The organism is Psychrobacillus sp. PGGUH221 (assembly GCF_042055255.1).
Taxonomy (GTDB): Bacteria; Bacillota; Bacilli; order Bacillales_A; family Planococcaceae; genus Psychrobacillus.
In genome coordinates, this window is record NZ_JAQMHQ010000009.1 from 69,630 (window position 1) to 88,566 (window position 18,937).

The window sequence follows — 18,937 nt, forward strand, 5'->3', positions numbered from 1 at the left end:
AACTATGGGTATTAGAATGGATATCAATATTTGGGGGTTCTCACATGAAAATACATAATGGATCACTTTATTGGCCATCTACAACAGAACCATTTGAACCTAGTGCTAATTTTGACAAACTGGAACTTTACGATGTGATCATTGTTGGTGGAGGAATGTCAGGTAGTTTAACAGCTTTAGCAATGGTAGAAGCAGGATTTTCGGTTGCTATACTCGATAAAAGAAAATTTGGAACTGGAAGCACAAGTGCAAACACAGGGCTACTGCAATATTCAAATGATGTAATGCTCCATGAACTAATTGAACAAATTGGCGAGCAAGATGCAGTGCAATTTTATAAACTTTGTTATCAAGCAGTAGACGAACTTGAAAAAATAGTAAATGAATTACATATAGATTGTGATTTCATTCGTCGTCCAAGCATTTGCTTTGCTAGTGATGAAAATGATGTAGAAAAAATAAAAGCGGAGTATACAACTTTACAGAAATATGGTTTTCCAAGTGATTATTTTGGACCAAATGAAATGCGAGAGAAGTTAGCATTCTCTAAACCTGGAGCATTAGTAACGATGGAAGATGCGGAAATAAACCCATTAAAATTTGTACAAGGGTTACTACAAAGATTAGAGGAAATGGGTGTACATTTATTTCCCTACGTAGAGGTAGAAGATGTCTATGAAACGGATGGTCAGTTAGATATTAGAACTTCAGAACAATCCTTTTTAGCGAATAACATTATATTCACTACTGGGTACGAAACCGTTCCAATTGGAAAACGCATTGGCGCTAACATAAATCGTTCCTATGTATTTGTAAGTAATCCAATCAACAACTTCGACAATTGGTACAAACAGGCACTTATTTGGGAAACAAAACGACCATACTTATACGTACGGTCGACGGTCGAGAACAGATTAATTGTCGGTGGATTAGATGAAGATCAACCAGATGCTCCCTATTCTCAGGAATTAATACAACAACGTGCGGATAATTTATTGGAAAAGGCCAAAGAATTATTTCCTTCATACAATATTGAAATTGACTTTGCATATGCAGCAAGCTTCGGAGAATCTATCGATAATCTTCCTTTCATCGGTGAACATCCCACAAAATCAAAACATTATTACTTACTTGGATACGGAGGAAATGGGACGGTTTATAGCATGCTTGGTTCACAGATACTAAAAGATTTAGTTACAGGAAAACCAAATGATGATGCTGGGATTGTACAATTAGACAGGAAGTGTGGGGTAAAATAAAAAAACGAAGGCTTTGATTTCCTTCGTTTTTTTATGAAATAATTTTCATAACATCCACAACATCTCGCATATGCATACTCTGAAAATTATATTTGGTCTTTAAATACTCCACATGCTTTAAGATTTCTTCAAGAAACAGTAAATTTTCTTCGATATTCATTCCAAAATTATGTGGATGCCACCACAAATGATATATTTCATTAGACTTGGCTGCTTTTGTCAATCCATTTTTGATACGCCGCAAACGTAATCCCTCTACAACTTTAAATCGTTTACTATATGGCCTTAAAAACCTACTGGATTGTATATTTATCAGTGGTTCTGTTTGTATATCTACAAATGAATATGTATGATGCCCTGTCAAATTCACATAGGCATCAATTAACCGAAGGATTCGTTTTATTTTCGTATTTGTTTTACTTGTATACGGTCTATAAATCCAACTATCCTCAGTACCCCTAAAAGCAGTAATTCCATATTTTTTACTCATCTTTAAATAATCCATATTCGTTTGGTTTCGTGGAAACACTAAGGATGTAGCATTTTGATTGAGACCAACAACCTCTTTAAGATCAGCCTCAAATTGTTCCATACGTTGACCATCTTCCAAACAATAATAATGAGAAAAAGTATGAGTGCCGATTTCTTGATTTGGAATTGTTTTAATAATATTAATAAGTGATGAACCAAAATGATAGGGATCTTGAGTTTCATTTTCTCCTACGTTTGGGAGATTATTTTTAGGCGAAAATGACTCATCTACATAAGTAATATTTAGTTGCTCTAACCTGTCTAACAGTTCCTTTTTGTTTTTGCAATATAACATACCCACGATAGCCCAAGTTGCATGAATATCATACTTTAAAAAAAGCTGTAGAATCCGAGGGATAGCTCGTCTAGCCCCAAGTATATTTTCACCATATTCCTCAAGAGTAAAAACATCATGTACTCCCCCCCAGTTCAATTCAAAATCTAGTGAAATAACAAGTGCTCCCAGTATGTCATCCTTTCTTCATCTTCTTTGAACGTAACCATAGAACAAATTTGCCTACTTTTGAATTCGCTTCATACCCTGAATATACATCCGTGATTTCTCCACCAAATTCCATTTTAAATTTGCGGATATTTTCATTGTCAGTTAGTCCACCCATATCGTATATTTTATGGTTATGTTTTTTGAAGTAAAGTATATTTTGCCAGAGTAAATACCTATTCGCTTCACTTAATAATCTTTTTTTCTCCGATTTTTCTTTATGGTTGAAACAAGATGCTGAGTAAAGAGAAAAAGCTGTTTCTCCATCTGTAATATATACACGGTAACAAAGAATTTCACTTTCTTCATTTAAGATTCTAGTTATAACAAGGGCATGCTTATCTATTAACATATTCATTGTATGGACATGAAAGTAGTTACAAGGATATGTGTTTTTATTTTTAGCAAATTGATTATAAAACTTTTGAAATGTGCGGATATCTTCATATCTAGGTTTGTCTATTACCTCTATAGTTAATAATTTAGTTGAAGCTTTTTTGATTTGTTTTTTATTAGAACGGTGAAGTTGTTGGTGTAACTCTTCTTCACTTTTTGTTAAATTAATATGAACTGTTTCAATTCTTTTTAGTGGTTTTTTCGGAATTATAGAATGTGAAAACCCTTGTACATCTGATATATTTTCATTTAAATTCAACTCTTTTAAAAAGTAATAAGTATTCATTTTTATATTTAGAAACTTTCTCTCTAAAAGGATAATAAGGGCACCTTCTTTTTAAATTAATTCTACCGCTTTTATTTTTCTCTTCCCAAATATTCTTGAGTACGAAAACATTTCTGTAAACTGAAAACCGATAGATTTAAGTTTTTCAACTTTTCCCTTATCATACTTGTTAATATGGATGAATATATGTTGTGGATGGTATTTTATTTGTACGAATGAAATTATTTTTTCTAAATCTTCATTTTCCCAATCCCTAATATAAACACTTTTTTTCTTTAAGTTGATAACTATTTCCATATCATCTAATCGTATTAGATTTTCATTGATCCAAAAAGCTTTTTGAATTTCTGTATTATAGTACCCTTTATAACCGTTAAAGATTTTTTGTAATATTTCATTCCTGTTACCTGAAATATTTAATACTGATTCCGAAGATATATTTTGAAAGTTACAATTCATCTCTATTTTAAGGTCTGATAATTTAGCGATGTAATATTGTTTTCTTTCATATACTAATGGTTGAACTTTTTTATACCAGGTATATATTTTTCTATTAACTTTTTCTTCATTTCGTAAATAATACTGTATCTTACCTAAAGTATTTCTTCTAAAAGATACAAGTGAATAATGTTTTCTTATGTTAGAAATAAAATATTCTTTTGCCCATAAAAAGTTTCGATAGATTTTAGTTCTTAGAGTATTCGTTGAGAAAATTGTTTTTCGAGTATAATCAATATCTGTATTCCAATCAAATTTATATGGTTCATAACCAATACTCATATCTAATTTCTGAAAACCATCTGTTATACTCTTTTTAATTTTTTCTTTAACTAAAACTCTACCTGGACTATATACATCAAAATCAGGATCATGACCTAACACATAATCTAGATATCTTTCTCTACAGGAAAAACCATAAGTAAAAGCAATAATTTCATCTTCTAATGATAATGATGTTAGTCGGACACCAAATTCTCCGTTAGATTGCTCAGCTAAATATCGAAAAAAAGCCTTTTTTCTATCACTTGAAAATCCGCTAGTATCATTTTTCTTTTCCCATCTTTTTTTATGCACATCGAATATTCGTTCCATTTGTGCGGCGGGTGAAATTTCCAATCTAACCTCACCAAGTAACCTTAGTTTTTTTTCCCTGCGATCTAGTCCATGTAACTTTTTTCTAGTATTCATGTATTCATCATAAGAAAGATTTTGTAAATCAATGTAGGGAGTCACAATCGAGCGGTATTTCTCCTTAAGACTTCTAGCTTTCAAATAATTTGATAATTTATCGGATGTACCTAAACTTTCTAATAATCCGTGTAAACTAAAAACTATATGCTTCTTCTGTTTAATAAGAGAATCAAAAACAAACATAATCAATCTATCTTTATCTCTATTTCTAACAACAATGTCCATATAATTAGCATCACCTAATGCTAGGAAATGTAGTAGGGAGCCAAACCATTTTCTTTTTATTTGAAATGGAAAAAAAGCAGTAATCTTATTGTTTTCTTTTACTGCATATATTTCTACCTCTTCTTTTTCTCCTAAAAACCTCCACCAATTATAGACAAATTCATACTCTATAAATGGATTTGTGTTTTTATTATCTGCCAAGATTTCTGACCATTCTTTTTCGTATATACTTAAATGTTTATACGACTTAATTAGAATGAGCTCCAAGTGATCCTCCTTTCATGCTAAGAAAGTTTTAAATTGGCATAGTGCGAAATTGTTTCTTCCAATCCATTAACAAAACTATATGTTGGGCTCCACTTCAGAGACGCTATAGCTTTTTCGTTAGAAAGAACGCTTCTTTCAATTTCTCCATTTCGTAAAGATTCGTAAATAGGGTTAGACTCAACTCCCGTAAGCTTCGATAATTTCTCATATACTTGTTGTATTGATACTTCCGTTGAAGAACTAATATTAAAGATACCTGTCTTATCAACTATTAATGATTGTATGCAAGCTGTTGCTACATCTTTCACATATATAAAATCTCTAGTTTGATTACCATCAAAAATAACGGGATCTTCCCCATTTAATAGACGATTAAGAAGGTTTGTAACTACTCCACCTGCTTGCATAGGACCATACACATTTGAAAAACGTAATATACAGCTTTTTAAACCAAAAAGATTTTCATATAACTGAACATATTTTTCTGCAGAAAGTTTAGATAAAGCATAAAAAGAAAGAGTTGCCAGCTTACTCTCCTCTGTAACTGGTAAGATACTTGGATTTCCATAAACTGCTGCAGTAGATGCAAAAATACATTTTTTCACTTCAAATTGTTTACATAATCGAAGAATATTAAGTGTACCAACCAAATTTGCTTGGCAGTCTTCCATAGGATTAATCATCGAATTTAATACGGATGATTGAGCAGCTAAATGAATAACATAGTCTGGCCTTTCAATTCGAAAAACAGCTTCTAACTCACTATTTGTAATATCCATCTTGTAAAATGGAACATCTGCAACCAAATTACCCTCGTTGCCTGTAGATAAGTTATCTAAAGCAATCACTGAATAATTTTCTTGTAGTAATGCACGTACAACATAAGAACCAATAAACCCCGCCGCTCCTGTTACTAATACCTTCAACCATTCTCCCCCAATTTAAGTAGATTATGATACGTAGAAATTGTTTTTTCATACATTTTTTCAAAAGTAAAACTTGCTTCATATATTTCTCTGCTTTTTTCACCCATTTTCTTTCGAAGTAATTTATCTTCTATTAATAAAGGAAGAATTTCAGTTAAATTATTCTGTATCAGAAACCCATTTTCCGAGTCTCTGACTGCTTCACTTACCCCTCCAACATTAGAAGCGATAATCGGGAGTCCAAATGCCATTGCTTCCAAAATACTTAATGGAAGTCCCTCCCAAGCAGAAGTAAGCACAAAAATATCTGCATCTTTTAAAAGCTCATCCACGTTTGAATGACTTCCAAGGAAGGTAACTTTATGTCCTAAATTATTCTCTTGCACGAATTGCGCAGATGCTTGTTTTAAACGACCATCTCCTACAAAAATCATATGCCAGTCTAATTCTTTCACAACCAAGAGTGCCTTTATGAGCTCCAATTGTTGCTTTGGTTTTTCAAAACGAGCAACCATAATAATTCTTACTTCTTCCCTGTTTTCTCTTTCTAACACGCTATTTCTTGTATCCACTACTCCATTATGAATCGTAATAATTTTTTCTGGCTGCAACACTTCATGACGAAGAGCAAGATTTCTGTCTTTATCACAGACTGTAATCACTTGCTTCGATAATTTTCCAACCCACTTTTCTACTTTTCGAAAAAAATATTGTTTTCTATAATCTACACCTTCTGAAAAAGCCCAACCATGTGCTGTAAACACACATGGAATTCGTGCAGACCAACAAGCTATTCTTCCTACAATCCCTGCCTTTGAAGAGTGAATAGCAACAATATCAGGTTTTATTCTTTTCAACATTTTTCTTAGTTCCACAATTGCTAAAAAGTCTTTAATTAGATGTATATCTCGTATTAAAAATCGATTATGCATGTAGAAAACCCCTTCTACCATCAAGTCATCAGATACAGTACTTTCTCCACCATGAATAAGATGAACCGTATGATCTTTTGATAGACGACGCGAAAGGTCTCGAACATGTACTTGAGCTCCACCAATTTCATTTAAATGTGTGATTAACTGAACTATTTTCATCACGATTCCCCATTTTCTGTTATAGAAAAGATGTAATTGAAAGTATAGGCCAAACATTTATATTCCTAATAGAGCTTATAACTGATTTCAAATCTCTAATTTTTAATATAATTGAACCAGCGTATGAGTTTGCTTGATATCCAAAATATACAGGAACAATTTCTCCTCCAAACCCAAATTTAAATCTTCGTATATTTTGATCAGTCGTTAATCCCCCAAAATCGTAAACGTCGTAACCTTTATTTTTAAACCATAGGATACTCTTCCAAGTTAATAACCGATTTGCTTGACCCATCATTTTTTTTGTCTCTGCGCTTTCAGCCATTCGAAAAAGTGATGCTGAGTATAAATTCATGGCAACATTATCATCTATAATATAGATGCGGTAACATAAAATTTCCTCATCCTGTTTAATATAAGTAATTAAAAGAGCATTTTGATCACGAAGCAATTTCATTGTTTGCATATGATATAAATTGCAAGAATGCGTTTTTTTATTTTTAGCAAAATTGTTATAAAAAGTTTGAAATTTTAATAAATCATTATTTGTAGGCTTTTCAATTACCACTCGCTCAAAAGCCTTCTCTTCAGCTCTTCTAATTTGCCTTCTTGTTGTTTGGTTCATACCCATCATTAGCTCATCTTCACTTTTCATCAAGTCAATGTGAAGCGTTTCATAACTAGATAGTGAACTCAAGGGCATAAATGAATGTGAATAGCCGATTATGGAGACACTCGGTTCATTTTGGAGATGCTCCTTAACAAAGAAACAAGTTTTAATAGTTATATTTAAAATTTTTCTCTCAATTGTTATCAATCTTTATTCCCACCTCCCCTTTCTTATTCACAATATTTACCATCCGAATTTCCCTTTTAAAAACCTATATAAAATCTTTGTTTCTTCTACTTTTAGTAATGTAATTAAGATAATATAAATGATGCAACCTATAAGTATGGATATCGATATTTTGGAAAAAACATTCCAATCTATTAATATATATTCATTGAAAACATAAATTACTATTCCCATTCCGCTAGAGGCTAATAATACCTTAAATAGAGTAATTAGATTACTTCTTAATCCAAAAGGTCCAATCTTCTTTCTCAAGCTTATGACTAAAAGAAATGAACAAAAAAGCGCTGAAATACTCGTTGCAAGTGCTAGACCACTAATTCCCATATATTCAGATAATATTAAATTTAATATAATATTCAATAAGACAGATAAAGCAGCATTATACATAGGGGTTTTCATATCTTGAAGAGAATAGAATGAACGATTAATTATTTCTCGAATTCCATACCCCAACATTCCTACAGCATAGTAAAACATAGCAGCAGAAGTCATATGTATCGCATTCTCATCAAAATTACCGCGACCAAATAGTAATCTAATAAGAGGTTCAGCTAGAATCATTAACCCAAAACATGCTGGTACTACAATGAGTATTACAGATGAAATAACTTCACTAATTGAATTCTTGAATTTAACCATTTCATTATTTGCGGCCAGTTTTGAAATAAGAGGAAACATTACTGTTACAAATGAAAAAACAAATATTCCTTGGACAAAATCATTTAAACGACTAGCATAAGATAAGGCTGATATTCCACCTTCCATTATTGTAGAAGCAAGTGTTTTATCTACCATCAAGTTAATTTGGTCGATAGATACACCTATCATAATCGGAAAAGCAATTATTGCCATTTTCTTAATATTTTTATCCTTGAAAGAGATAAATGGCATATAGCGATAGTTAGATTTATATAGAGAAGGTATTAGGAAGAGTAGTTGTATAAAAGCAGCTAGAACGGTACCAATCGCTAACATAATAATATTTGTTTTGGCGCTTATAAAAATGGAGAGGATAACGATTAGATTGAAAGGTAAACCTATGAGAGCTGGTATGACAAATTTCTTATTTAATTGTAAGTAACCAATAAAGATTTGTGTAAGACTAGTGAAATATATACCTACTAATCCAATACGGGTAAATAAAACTGCAGTATTAACAGTTTCTTTGTTAAAACCTAAAGCAAAAATTTTGACCAACACATTAGAAAATAAAAGTCCACTTATTATGATACCTGTAGTAATAAGTAATAGAATGTTAATCAAATTATTTGTGAAGTATTTGGCAGATCTCACATCTAAATCATGCTCAATTTGTTTAAACATAGGAATATATGCAGTAGATATTCCAGCAATAATAAGACTAAACAATACGGATGTTATAGTAATTGAGATAATGTATGCATCACTTATTGATGTAGCTCCATAAAAAAAGGTTAACGTAATATCACGCATAAAACCTGATATTTTGGACAGAACCGCTATAATCATTAAGAGAACAGCTATCTTCTTTATAGTTTTTTTCCTTCTCTACTTTGTATTTGTTGTTAGAAGCAATTCTATATACATTTAAATACTAAATATATTAATTTTCTTCTTCAGGTAATATTGATAAACCCAAAAGAATCCCAAAGACTTGAGGAACATAAGAAATACCTCCAAGATTATGAGTAGTAAAATTCATAAGAATAAATATACAGATCAAAACAATAAAAATTGCATTATTCTTTGCAAAATACATGGATTTCCTTACACCATTTATAATAACTATTACATATATTAAGAGTGCTATAAGTCCATTAATAGATAAAAAGTCTATAAAGGAATTATGTGAAGAGGAAAGATCTACATAAGGTCCAAGAGAACTTATTTCTATTGTATTACTACCAGAACCAGTTAAAAGTTTATTGGAGCTTTTTTGTAAAATCTCTTTCCAAATGTCAAGTCTACCTGTACTTCCTCTTTCAGCGTCAAAAATGTTATAATAAAATAACGGACTAATTTCAATAGTTTTTTTAAAATATAAAAATATTATGCTTCCTATTGCTAATGATAATAATATTAAATATTTTTTTTCTTTAGAAATATATAAAATAATTGCTAAAAGAAAACATAAAACAACTGCTAAAAGTGATGCTCTCGATGCCAAGACTACTAAATTAGTTATATTAACAAACAAAATAGAACTATAAAAAATCTTGTTCTCTGTTTTTTGAAATAAATAAAAAATACAAGAAACTGTACTAACAGCAACAACTGCTCCTTGATAATTTGAATCCAAAAACGAATGTACATAATAAAATTGTGCTGTCTGTAAATTAGGTAAATTAATAGCTCCATATGTTAAAGATACTTTTGATGATATTATTAATGTTAGAATACTTAAAAGAGTTCCTGGGTATATTAAGAATTTCAAAAAAATATCTTTATAGTTATTTTTCAATAGAAAGTTCGGGACAAGAATACAGGCATATAAAAAACTTAAAGGAAATAGCGCAATTTTTAATGCGTCAGTTATAGATACCTCACCTTCTATTCCATTAATTATTTGCATTAGAATTATTACAATCAAATGTATACAAATAATGGACTGGTGATTTATAAGTTTTATTAATTCTTGCTTTTTTAAATTTAACAATAAGTTAACACTGCAAGTTAACATTATTACAATAATAATAAAGTAAGCCAATGAATTATTGATTTGCTGAATATAGCTTAGTATCCCAAAACAAGTGGTAATGATAATAAGAGTTAAAGATAATCTTTTTCTTGAAATATACATCGTTATCTACTCACTCTTTCGGCATTTAATTATTTTATTAAGTAGACTTTATTGATAAGTTAATAAAGTTTACAAGACCAATTTGATTAAAAATACTATCCCATTTTAGATCATCTACGTTTGGTGTTTTAAATTCAAACTCTTCAATTCTTTTCTTTGTTAGATTTTTTAAATCCTCATCTATTTTTAAAAACTTTCCTCCCCTATTATTTTCAAATTCATTTACCCATTTATAATCTGTAGTAATTATTTTCATACCTAATGCACAGTATTCTAAAAGTTTAGTGGATGTCTGAATATTGAAAGGAAAAATATTAGGCACGTAATTAATACCATATACTGCTTTAGAAGCTAAATTTGGAACCTCTTCATAATTTACTTTTCCTGTAAAAACGATATTATCAGCATTATTAAACTCTTTATATATTTCTTCATTTACAGAACCTATTAATAGGATAGATTGTCCCTTATTTATTGTTTTAAAATAATTTAATAAAGACCCTATATTTCTTGTTTGACTTATGTCCCCTAGATAAACAAAATCATATTCTTTCTTTTGTTTAATTGTATAAAAACCTTCAGATATTCCCATATCTCTTTTTAGAGATGGTATATTATCATTAAAATTCATTTTTTTTAAGAGCTTTTCATTCAAAAATACTCTTCCAGAGGGTTTACTATTTAAATACCTCTTAAAAAAATCCTTTTGCTTTGCAAAATTGCCTACTGATAGGGAAACATATTCATGTATATGAAATTGATTAGTATTATTTTTTTTAAAATCTAATCCCATGAATCTCCAAATAATATCGCAATCTTTTATTAATTCTTTTTGATGTTTTTTAACCTCAATAGCACTGAATCCATTTTGTTTATTCAAAAAATCAACGTAAGCCCTTACCTCTGGTAGGTACGATTTCCCGTCATTAACAAAAGCAATTTTCATTTATTTCCTACTTTCCAAGTTACATTAACTCACCCGTAATATTCATAATAGTAATGATCTTTCTCTAGTATAAAGTTATTTAATATCACACCAATTGTGTTTGCTTTAGACGCTTCTAAAACTTCCTTTGCCTTTAAAATATTTTTTTTCTCTGTTTTACCAGAATCAACTACAAGTATAGTTGCATCACATTTTTCTGAAAGAATTTGTGCATCTGCAACCGATAGAATTGGGGGAGCATCGAATATAACGATGTCATATCTACTTTTAATCTTTTTCCATAAGTCATATATTAAATCGGACCCTAGAAGCTCAGAAGGATTTGATGGTATTGGTCCACTAGTTATTAAATGTAATCCTTTAATTTCTGATTCACGTATAACATCTTCAAGTTTCCAATTACTCATTAGAAAATTAGTAAAACCAGGGGAAATTAAAATGCTAAATGTATAATGTACAGTCGGTTTTCTTAAATCCGCATCAATAAGAAGCACTTTTAAACCTTCTTGTGCAAAAGAAATAGCAACATTTGCTGCTACTGTAGACTTTCCTTCTCCAACGGATGCTGAAGTGAACAATAGAGTCTTAAATTCCTTTCCCTTCATTGCAAATTTAATGTTTGCACGAACTGTACGAAATTGTTCCGCAACAATTGATTTTGGGTTTGTTGAGATCACTAATTTCCTTTTGTTCTGATTTTTGTTATTTTTTTTCTTAAACATCTAAAAGTCACCTCTTCCTTTTACGCCTAATTAAATTATTGGTTGTACTTATTGTGATTGGGCTTATTAGACCTAGTACAGGAAGATTTATTGTTTCTCTAACATCTTGTTCTGTTTTTATAGAAGTATCTAGGTATTCTATAAAAAAGGTAATACCTATACCAACAAGTAAACCTATAATCGTAGCAATTGAGATGTTTAAAGGTAAGTTAGGAGAAACTGGATCAATATTTTTCTTATTACTAGCTGGAGATAGAATTATGACATTATCAACGTTCATGAGTAATTTAATTTCTTCTTCGAATATTTCAGCAGTGGCATTAGCAATTTCTACAGCACCCTTCAATTTCAAATCTTTTACAATAATATTTATTACTTGGGAGTTTTGCTCACTAGTAACTGAAATTTTATCAGTAAGTAATTCGGGAGTTGTTTTCAAATCTAGTTTTTCTATAACTTTAGATAAAATTACTGGACTTTTTAAAATGACATTATATGTGTTGATCAATTGCAGATTTGTTTCAATATCCTGAGTATTTATATTCTCCGTTTGCAATTTCTTTTGATTGATTAAAATTTGGGTAGATGCTTCATAACTTGGAGTAATAAAAAAATAGCTAATTAAGCCAGTGGAAGTCACAATTATCAATAAAACACTCAAAATCAAAATCTTTCTTTTCCTTATCACTTTAAAAATATCATGAAGGTTAATATTTTCTTCCAAAAATTACCACTCCTCCTTTATTAGAGGTACTAATTAGCAAATATACATATCAATACACTATGATATAGTGTATTGTAGTTTAATTTATTATCAAATTTATACATAACTGATAGGTTTCAACGGTTGAAAATCCTTTCCTAACAAGACGTACTTTGCATTATCTTTAAAGTAATACATTAATTGTTTGGAGAACTTTTTATCTACATATTCATAAGCTTCTTTTAACAAAAAAGGACGACCTGTCGTATTATGTGCATCCGATGAAATGAAATGCACGAGATTATGGTTCACTAAATCCTTTGTGTACTTTTTTAATTTATAACCATTAATACCAATTAAACTTGATGCGTTTACTTGCATAAGTGCACCTTTGTTTACCAATTCGAATAGTAAATTTTTCTCTTTTCGGAGAACGCTATTTCTTTCTGGATGGGCAATAATTGGTTTATAGCCTTTCAACTGAATTTGTAAAAGAATCTCAGTAAGGAAAGCAGGAAGATGGTTACTGGGTAGTTCAATTAAAATGTATTTATCACTATTTGCAAGCGGTAATATTACATCCTTTAATTCCTCAACTAGGTTATTATAAAAATACGTCTCTTGTCCTGGAAGTATTTTTATTGGTAATTCTCTTTGAGAAATTTCATTGTTAAAATTTAATACTGCCTCTTTTATTTTCAAAGAATTATTACTATATTTATGATTATGATGAGGAGTGGCAATTATGTGCGTCACCCCATTTGCTACCGCATTTCTGGCAAGTAAAATAGCTTCCTCCATAGATTGTGGCCCGTCATCTAGCCCAGGTAAAATATGATTATGGATATCTACTAGCACCTGTACATTACTCCTTTTGTATGAAATTATATTCAAAAACTAGAACAGGTATGTCTAATAGGCACCTTTCCCGGTAATAACAATTCCAATGGATCGAATGACAATTTTAAAATCTAATATAAAGGAACAATTTTGAACATAATACAAGTCCCGTTCAATTTTTTCTCCATAAGTTATAGTAGATCTACCATACACTTGTGCATATCCAGTGATTCCTGGTTTTACGAGCAGTCGTTTTTTTTGTTCGGAAGAATAGTGGGTTGTAATTTCGACTATTTCAGGTCGGGGTCCTACAAAACTCATATCACCTTTTAGCACATTCCATAATTGAGGAATTTCGTCTACGCTGAATTTCCTGTAGATTTTTCCTATGCATGTTACTTGTAAATGCTCTGGCTTAGTAAATAGAAAGTCTTTAGGAACCTCTTCTGTCCAATGATATTGATGATCACTATATTCAATTAACTCCGTCTTCATTGTTCTGAATTTCCAAATAGTAAAAGGACAGTCATTCAAGCCGGATCGTATTTGTCTAAAAAAGAGAGGTCTTCCAGAAAACAAAACTAGAATGATAGAAAATAAGATAATAAACGGAATTAAAATGATGATTAATGTAATACTACCTATAATATCTGCGCTCCTTTTACCTATACGGTTATAGAAATAATGGTTTGATTGGTTTAGCGCTTTATCTTTATTATTCTCCACTCATAGCCTCCTTTAGGATTTCTTAACTAGAAACATAGTAAAAAGTATATTCATCCTTCCTACTAAAAAAGAACTAATAAAATGAAGCAATAAGAGGTTTTTTACATAAAAAAAATAAGCTTTCCCAAGGGTTTAGCATCAGGATTGCTTACGAATATTATTTTTCAGTATTATATTGTACTTTTCTTGTTACCCTTTATTCATTCCTAATAAGCCAATATAGCTAATAAGTTGAAACTAAAAGTAATAACAAAAAAGCCAACAGAATAATCTGTTAGCTTTTTTGTTAGGTTATGAATTAAACGTTTATCGGTAGGGTATGCCCTGTCTCAAGTAAGCTTTTCAGATTGCTAAGTATTGCTGGCCATCCATTGTTGATTCCGTAGAAGTTCTTATTTTCTTCCTGTATATCAGAAGGCAATAACTCCTCATGCTTGAGTGATAATTTTACGATGGAATCCATTTGACGCAGTCTAAATGTAACAATAGGTGAAACTTTACGATCTGTTTTATCTTGTACCCATTCAAATGTATAAGATAGGAGTCTGTTTGGTTCATGGCTTAGGACTTGTCCTTTATCTACAATATTGTCTGACTGGTCAAGAAAAACTACAGGTGATCCTTCTACCCATTCAGATTAAATTTTATGTCCAAACCAGTATTGTTTTGTGTAGTCTCCACTAGTCAATGCTTCCCAAAGCTTTTCCGGTGTGGCTGCAATGTAGGTTACATATTCAAAAGTTATATTATTCATTTTAACCCTCCTTATTAATTACTCTTCCCCATCACTATCATGTTCATCTTTTCTTGGTGGTAGAATACCCATCTTCTCTACATATTTAGGTAAATTCATTGCAATGAACATTAAAATAGCCGTAATAATAGCTAAATCATATGCACCGTAACCTATAGTCAGCCCAACACAAGCAGTTATCCATAGATTAGCTGCAGTAGTAAGTCCACGTTTCACGTTATCCTTATCTACCCAAATTACGCCTGCACCAAGAAATCCAATTCCACTAATTACTTGAGCAGCTAAACGCATAGGATCCATGTATGGTCCTTGATTTAATGTAGATAAACTCATTGCTAATGTGGATCCCAAACATACTAGTATATGGGTTCTAATACCTGCAGGTTTATTTTTAATCGCTCTTTCTAACCCAATTAACAACCCTATAAACGTTGCCACAATTAATCGAATGTATAAGTCATAATGTGAATTGAATAAGGATGTAACAAAGTCCATCATTCATTAACTCCCCCTCAATCATTGTTTTTCTAATCATACAGATGTTTTCATCATTTTAAAAGTGAATTATCAACTAGTTAAATGTGAGAGGAGGCCAAGAACAATCAGGCTGGTCCTTTTTTTATTTCCCATTATCCTCTAGGGCTGAGGTCTTAGATAAATATAATTCTAAGGAACAATGTGGAACATTTTTCTATTTTCTACAATGAAGAAGCAAGAAAAAGATGGAAAGAAGGGAGTTATTCGTTTTTGCATTAATCTTTTGTAAATTTTTTTAAGATATCAACCAATCCATTTTTTTATTTTGTATTTATGTTAGCATTTTATTGGTACAAATTTGTAATTTTCAGGAGGAATTTTTTCTATGTCGTTATTTACTAAATGGGCTTTTAGTAACAAAGCAGCTGTATCTGTAATTACCATCTTAATATTAATTATTGGTGTTGTTAGTTACTTTAGATTACCTATGGAATTTTTACCCTCTGCTGATAATCCGCAAGTTACGATTATCACAATGGGGCAAGGAACTGACTCCAAAACAATGGAATCAGAGGTCACCAACCCGATTGAAAGAGCAGTTACTGGATTGAATGGAAAAACATCCGTTTTTTCAAGAACTGGAGACGGGTATTCGAAAATAGATTTAGTTTACGAGTCTGGCTATGATATGAAGCAAGCCAAACAGGATGTACAAGAAGCATTAAGTAATGTGAATTTGCCACCAAATATATCCAAGCCAATCATTTCACAACTTAATACATCGATGATTCCAATTGTTAATCTGGCTGTCACCTTTGATGATGGACTGACTACAGAAAATATTGATTTTGCACGTAATGAGCTCCAAACTAGATATCAAGATATCAAAGGGGTTTCTAGTGTTGAGATCTATGGAATAACAGATTCTATCATTTCCGTTAAGATTGATGATGAAAAAATGGCAGACAACCAAATTTCTCTTCAAGCAGTTATGGGTATTCTAAATGGTCAAAACACAGCTGTAGCTGTTGGAGAGAAAAATATTGACGGAAAAACAAGCAATATTAAAGTTATCGGTGATTTAACAAGCATTGAAAAATTGAAAGGATTAACTGTAGCACCAGATGTAACACTTGGGGATATTGCAACGGTTGAAGAAACGAAAGATGCAAATTTTGTTAGCCATTTTAATGGTAAAGATAGCTTGGATATAAGTATCACAAAAGATAGTCAATCTAATGCAGTAACTATAAGCAAAGAAGTTGCAAAAGTTACAAAAGAAATCAATGAAAAGTATAATCAGCAGGATTCCACTATTTACATTTCCTCTGCTGATTTAGTAGAAAATTCCGTTCATACAATGATAAAAGAAGTTCTTCTCGGTGCACTATTTGCAACGATTGTCATTATGCTATTTTTACGTAATATCCGTTCGACCTTTATTACGATCGTATCTATCCCATTATCACTGTGCTTCACTCTATTCCTACTTTCGATGTCAGGAGTGACACTGAACATTTTAACGCTTGGTGGAGTAGCAGTTGCAGTTGGACGTTTAGTGGATGACAGCATAGTTGTTATAGAAAATATATTCCGTAAAATGCAGACGGAGAAATTCTCCGTGAAGATGGTTATTGATGCTACGAAGCAAGTAGGAGTTGCCATTACCGCTTCTACATTAACAACAGTTGCCGTTTTCTTACCTATGAGCTTATTGAATGGTGGACTTCAAGAATTCCTACTACCATTCGCTTTAACTGTTACTTATTCGTTGCTTGCTTCATTAATCGTTGCATTGACTGTTGTTCCATTAATGAGTGCGGGATTATTAAAGAATGCCAAGATTCCAGAGCATAAAGCCGCTGTTCGTTTTCCAAAAGTAGTGACATGGTCTTTGAATCATAAATGGATTGTCTTTACAATTTCGATACTACTGTTTGTTGGTTCCATCGGAGCTTACTTTGTGATTCCGAAAGGTGCAGTTGACAACTCTTCGGCAGATTATGTTGTGGCTACACTGAGCTACCCGAATGATACACCTATTGATGAAGTGAAGAAAAATACGTTTGAACTTGAATCCTCTATTCTAGAGATGGATGAAGTACAATATGTCTTCGCACAAGTAGGTTCTCCAGCGGAAGCAGCACAATATGGCTGGGTTGGATCGCCGACTGAAGCATCCTTCAGTATTTTATTGGACGATAAAAAGGATACGGATGCAGTTGTAAAAGAAATGGAAAAGAAAAAAGATCAATACACTGATGCTAAATTAGAAGTGAATACAGCCTCCTTTATGATGGGCGGAGGAAGCACAAATATCACTATTGATGTTGTTGGTGAAAATATAACTGACCTTGAAAAAGTCGCAACAACAATAAAAGAAAAAGTACAGAATATAGATGGCGTTGAAGAAGTTACAACCAACCAAGATGAAAAGAAAACCGTATACTCCCTAGTTGTAGATCCAACGAAAGGAAATACAGAACAAGTTGCACAACAATTAGGTGTCATGTTAAATAAAACACCGATTGGTACGATAAATTTAGATGACAAGCAAAAACCAGTATTTTTAGAGCCTGTCCTAGATGCAGAAACACCGGAAGACTTAGAGAACATACAAGTTATGACTGAAACCGGCCTAGTACCTGTATCTGATATCGCTACATTACAAAGTGAAGAACGCTCAACGAGCCAATTCCATAAAGACGGAGATGCTTACCTTCGAGTGACAGCATCCGTTGATCCTACAAAATTATCAGAGATATCAAGTGCAGTGAGCTTAGAGATATTTGGTGATAAAGAGAACAAAAAAGGTATGGACATTCCAGAAAATGTCGAGGTTCTAATTGGAGGAGCAAGTAGTCAGCAGTCCGAAGACTTTACAGACTTATTCCTTATTATGCTTGTTTCCATTGGAATTGTATTTCTAATTATGGTTATGACATTTAAGTCAATAAAAGCACCAATTACAATTCTTTGCTCGCTTCCGCTTGCTGCAATTGGAGCAATTTTAGGAATTCTCATTAGCCGAATTCCAGTAGACATTACAGCACTTTTAGGAGCATTAATGCTAATAGGTATCGTCGTAACAAATGCGATAGTGCTTTTAGATCGCGTAAAACAAAATGAACAAAAAATGATCATTCGTGATGCCCTTGTCGAAGCAACTGCTACAAGAATGAGACCAATCTTTATGACTGCAATCGCAACAATCTGTGCAATGCTTCCATTATTAATGAAACAAGCAGAAACAGGAAGCTTAGTATCGCAAAGTCTAGCAATTGTTGTAATTGGAGGATTAGCAATGGCTACCCTACTTACACTCATTGTAATTCCATGTATATATGAATTACTTTACTTTAGAAAATCGAAGAAACAGCGAGTAAATCAAGCTGAGGAGCAAAATGCTGCAATAGAATAAAACCAAGAAACCAGACCACAGCTTAAATGCTGTGGT

16 protein-coding genes and 1 pseudogene are annotated in these 18,937 nt (G+C 31.8%); 2 read left to right on the forward strand and 15 right to left on the reverse strand.

Going from position 1 to position 18,937, the window contains the following annotated elements:
* The first annotated feature begins 44 nt into the window (after positions 1-44).
* Positions 45-1,259, forward strand: coding sequence for an NAD(P)/FAD-dependent oxidoreductase (locus PGC35_RS15575; RefSeq protein ID WP_375219822.1), 1,215 nt, complete (start codon positions 45-47; stop codon positions 1,257-1,259).
* Between the two features lie 31 nt (positions 1,260-1,290).
* On the opposite strand, the gene PGC35_RS15580 is transcribed toward PGC35_RS15575, so the two are convergent.
* The 15 genes and pseudogenes from PGC35_RS15580 to PGC35_RS15650 form a co-directional block, all read right to left on the reverse strand.
* Complete coding sequence (locus tag PGC35_RS15580; protein ID WP_375219823.1) at positions 1,291-2,223, reverse strand: polysaccharide deacetylase family protein; 933 nt, start codon at positions 2,221-2,223, stop codon at positions 1,291-1,293.
* A gap of 37 nt (positions 2,224-2,260) precedes the next feature.
* Positions 2,261-2,947, reverse strand: coding sequence for a hypothetical protein (locus PGC35_RS15585; RefSeq protein WP_375219824.1), 687 nt, complete (start codon positions 2,945-2,947; stop codon positions 2,261-2,263).
* 78 nt (positions 2,948-3,025) lie between these two features.
* A complete protein-coding gene (locus PGC35_RS15590; RefSeq protein WP_375219825.1) occupies positions 3,026-4,591 on the reverse strand; it encodes a GNAT family N-acetyltransferase in 1,566 nt (521 codons plus the stop codon).
* Positions 4,592-4,674: 83 nt separating this feature from the next.
* The gene (locus PGC35_RS15595; RefSeq protein WP_375219826.1) at positions 4,675-5,583 is read right to left on the reverse strand and encodes an NAD-dependent epimerase/dehydratase family protein; all 909 of its coding nucleotides are present in this window, start codon (positions 5,581-5,583) and stop codon (positions 4,675-4,677) included.
* Positions 5,580-6,677 (reverse strand): glycosyltransferase family 4 protein, encoded by a 1,098-nt coding sequence (locus PGC35_RS15600; protein WP_375219827.1) that lies wholly within the window; start codon positions 6,675-6,677, stop codon positions 5,580-5,582. Before PGC35_RS15600 ends, PGC35_RS15595 begins: the two co-directional genes overlap by 4 nt.
* A gap of 19 nt (positions 6,678-6,696) precedes the next feature.
* A complete protein-coding gene (locus PGC35_RS15605; RefSeq protein WP_375219828.1) occupies positions 6,697-7,494 on the reverse strand; it encodes a hypothetical protein in 798 nt (265 codons plus the stop codon).
* Between the two features lie 36 nt (positions 7,495-7,530).
* Positions 7,531-9,045, reverse strand: a complete 1,515-nt coding sequence (murJ, locus tag PGC35_RS15610) for a murein biosynthesis integral membrane protein MurJ (RefSeq protein ID WP_375219969.1) — start codon at positions 9,043-9,045, stop codon at positions 7,531-7,533.
* A gap of 70 nt (positions 9,046-9,115) precedes the next feature.
* Positions 9,116-10,312, reverse strand: coding sequence for an O-antigen ligase family protein (locus tag PGC35_RS15615; RefSeq protein WP_375219829.1), 1,197 nt, complete (start codon positions 10,310-10,312; stop codon positions 9,116-9,118).
* A 37-nt stretch (positions 10,313-10,349) separates the two neighbouring features.
* Positions 10,350-11,258: a glycosyltransferase family protein gene (locus tag PGC35_RS15620; RefSeq protein WP_375219830.1), complete on the reverse strand. Its 909-nt coding sequence runs from the start codon at positions 11,256-11,258 to the stop codon at positions 10,350-10,352.
* A 29-nt stretch (positions 11,259-11,287) separates the two neighbouring features.
* Positions 11,288-11,980, reverse strand: a complete 693-nt coding sequence (locus PGC35_RS15625) for a CpsD/CapB family tyrosine-protein kinase (RefSeq protein ID WP_375219831.1) — start codon at positions 11,978-11,980, stop codon at positions 11,288-11,290.
* Positions 11,981-11,987: 7 nt separating this feature from the next.
* Positions 11,988-12,704 carry a YveK family protein gene (locus PGC35_RS15630; protein WP_375219832.1) on the reverse strand — a complete coding sequence of 239 codons (717 nt, stop codon included), beginning with the start codon at positions 12,702-12,704 and terminating at the stop codon, positions 11,988-11,990.
* A gap of 96 nt (positions 12,705-12,800) precedes the next feature.
* Positions 12,801-13,541, reverse strand: a complete 741-nt coding sequence (locus PGC35_RS15635) for a tyrosine-protein phosphatase (RefSeq protein ID WP_375219833.1) — start codon at positions 13,539-13,541, stop codon at positions 12,801-12,803.
* Positions 13,542-13,595: 54 nt separating this feature from the next.
* Complete coding sequence (locus tag PGC35_RS15640) at positions 13,596-14,249, reverse strand: sugar transferase (protein WP_375219834.1); 654 nt, start codon at positions 14,247-14,249, stop codon at positions 13,596-13,598.
* Between the two features lie 298 nt (positions 14,250-14,547).
* Positions 14,548-14,871, reverse strand: a pseudogene (locus PGC35_RS15645) (SRPBCC domain-containing protein); the annotation flags it as partial.
* A 150-nt stretch (positions 14,872-15,021) separates the two neighbouring features.
* Positions 15,022-15,501, reverse strand: coding sequence for an MgtC/SapB family protein (locus PGC35_RS15650; RefSeq protein WP_375219835.1), 480 nt, complete (start codon positions 15,499-15,501; stop codon positions 15,022-15,024).
* 364 nt (positions 15,502-15,865) lie between these two features.
* Here PGC35_RS15650 and PGC35_RS15655 point away from each other — a divergent pair, with 364 nt between their 5' ends.
* Positions 15,866-18,901: an efflux RND transporter permease subunit gene (locus PGC35_RS15655; RefSeq protein ID WP_375219836.1), complete on the forward strand. Its 3,036-nt coding sequence runs from the start codon at positions 15,866-15,868 to the stop codon at positions 18,899-18,901.
* Positions 18,902-18,937 lie beyond the last annotated feature (36 nt).

Coding starts and splice junctions, on each gene's coding strand:
- PGC35_RS15625 (WP_375219831.1), bottom strand. CDS start 11,980: ATGTTTAAGAAAAAAAATAACAAAAATCAGAACAAAAGGAAATTAGTG.
- PGC35_RS15600 (WP_375219827.1), bottom strand. CDS start 6,677: ATGAAAATAGTTCAGTTAATCACACATTTAAATGAAATTGGTGGAGCT.
- PGC35_RS15655 (WP_375219836.1), top strand. CDS start 15,866: ATGTCGTTATTTACTAAATGGGCTTTTAGTAACAAAGCAGCTGTATCT.
- PGC35_RS15620 (WP_375219830.1), bottom strand. CDS start 11,258: ATGAAAATTGCTTTTGTTAATGACGGGAAATCGTACCTACCAGAGGTA.
- PGC35_RS15575 (WP_375219822.1), top strand. CDS start 45: ATGAAAATACATAATGGATCACTTTATTGGCCATCTACAACAGAACCA.
- PGC35_RS15615 (WP_375219829.1), bottom strand. CDS start 10,312: ATGTATATTTCAAGAAAAAGATTATCTTTAACTCTTATTATCATTACC.
- PGC35_RS15650 (WP_375219835.1), bottom strand. CDS start 15,501: ATGATGGACTTTGTTACATCCTTATTCAATTCACATTATGACTTATAC.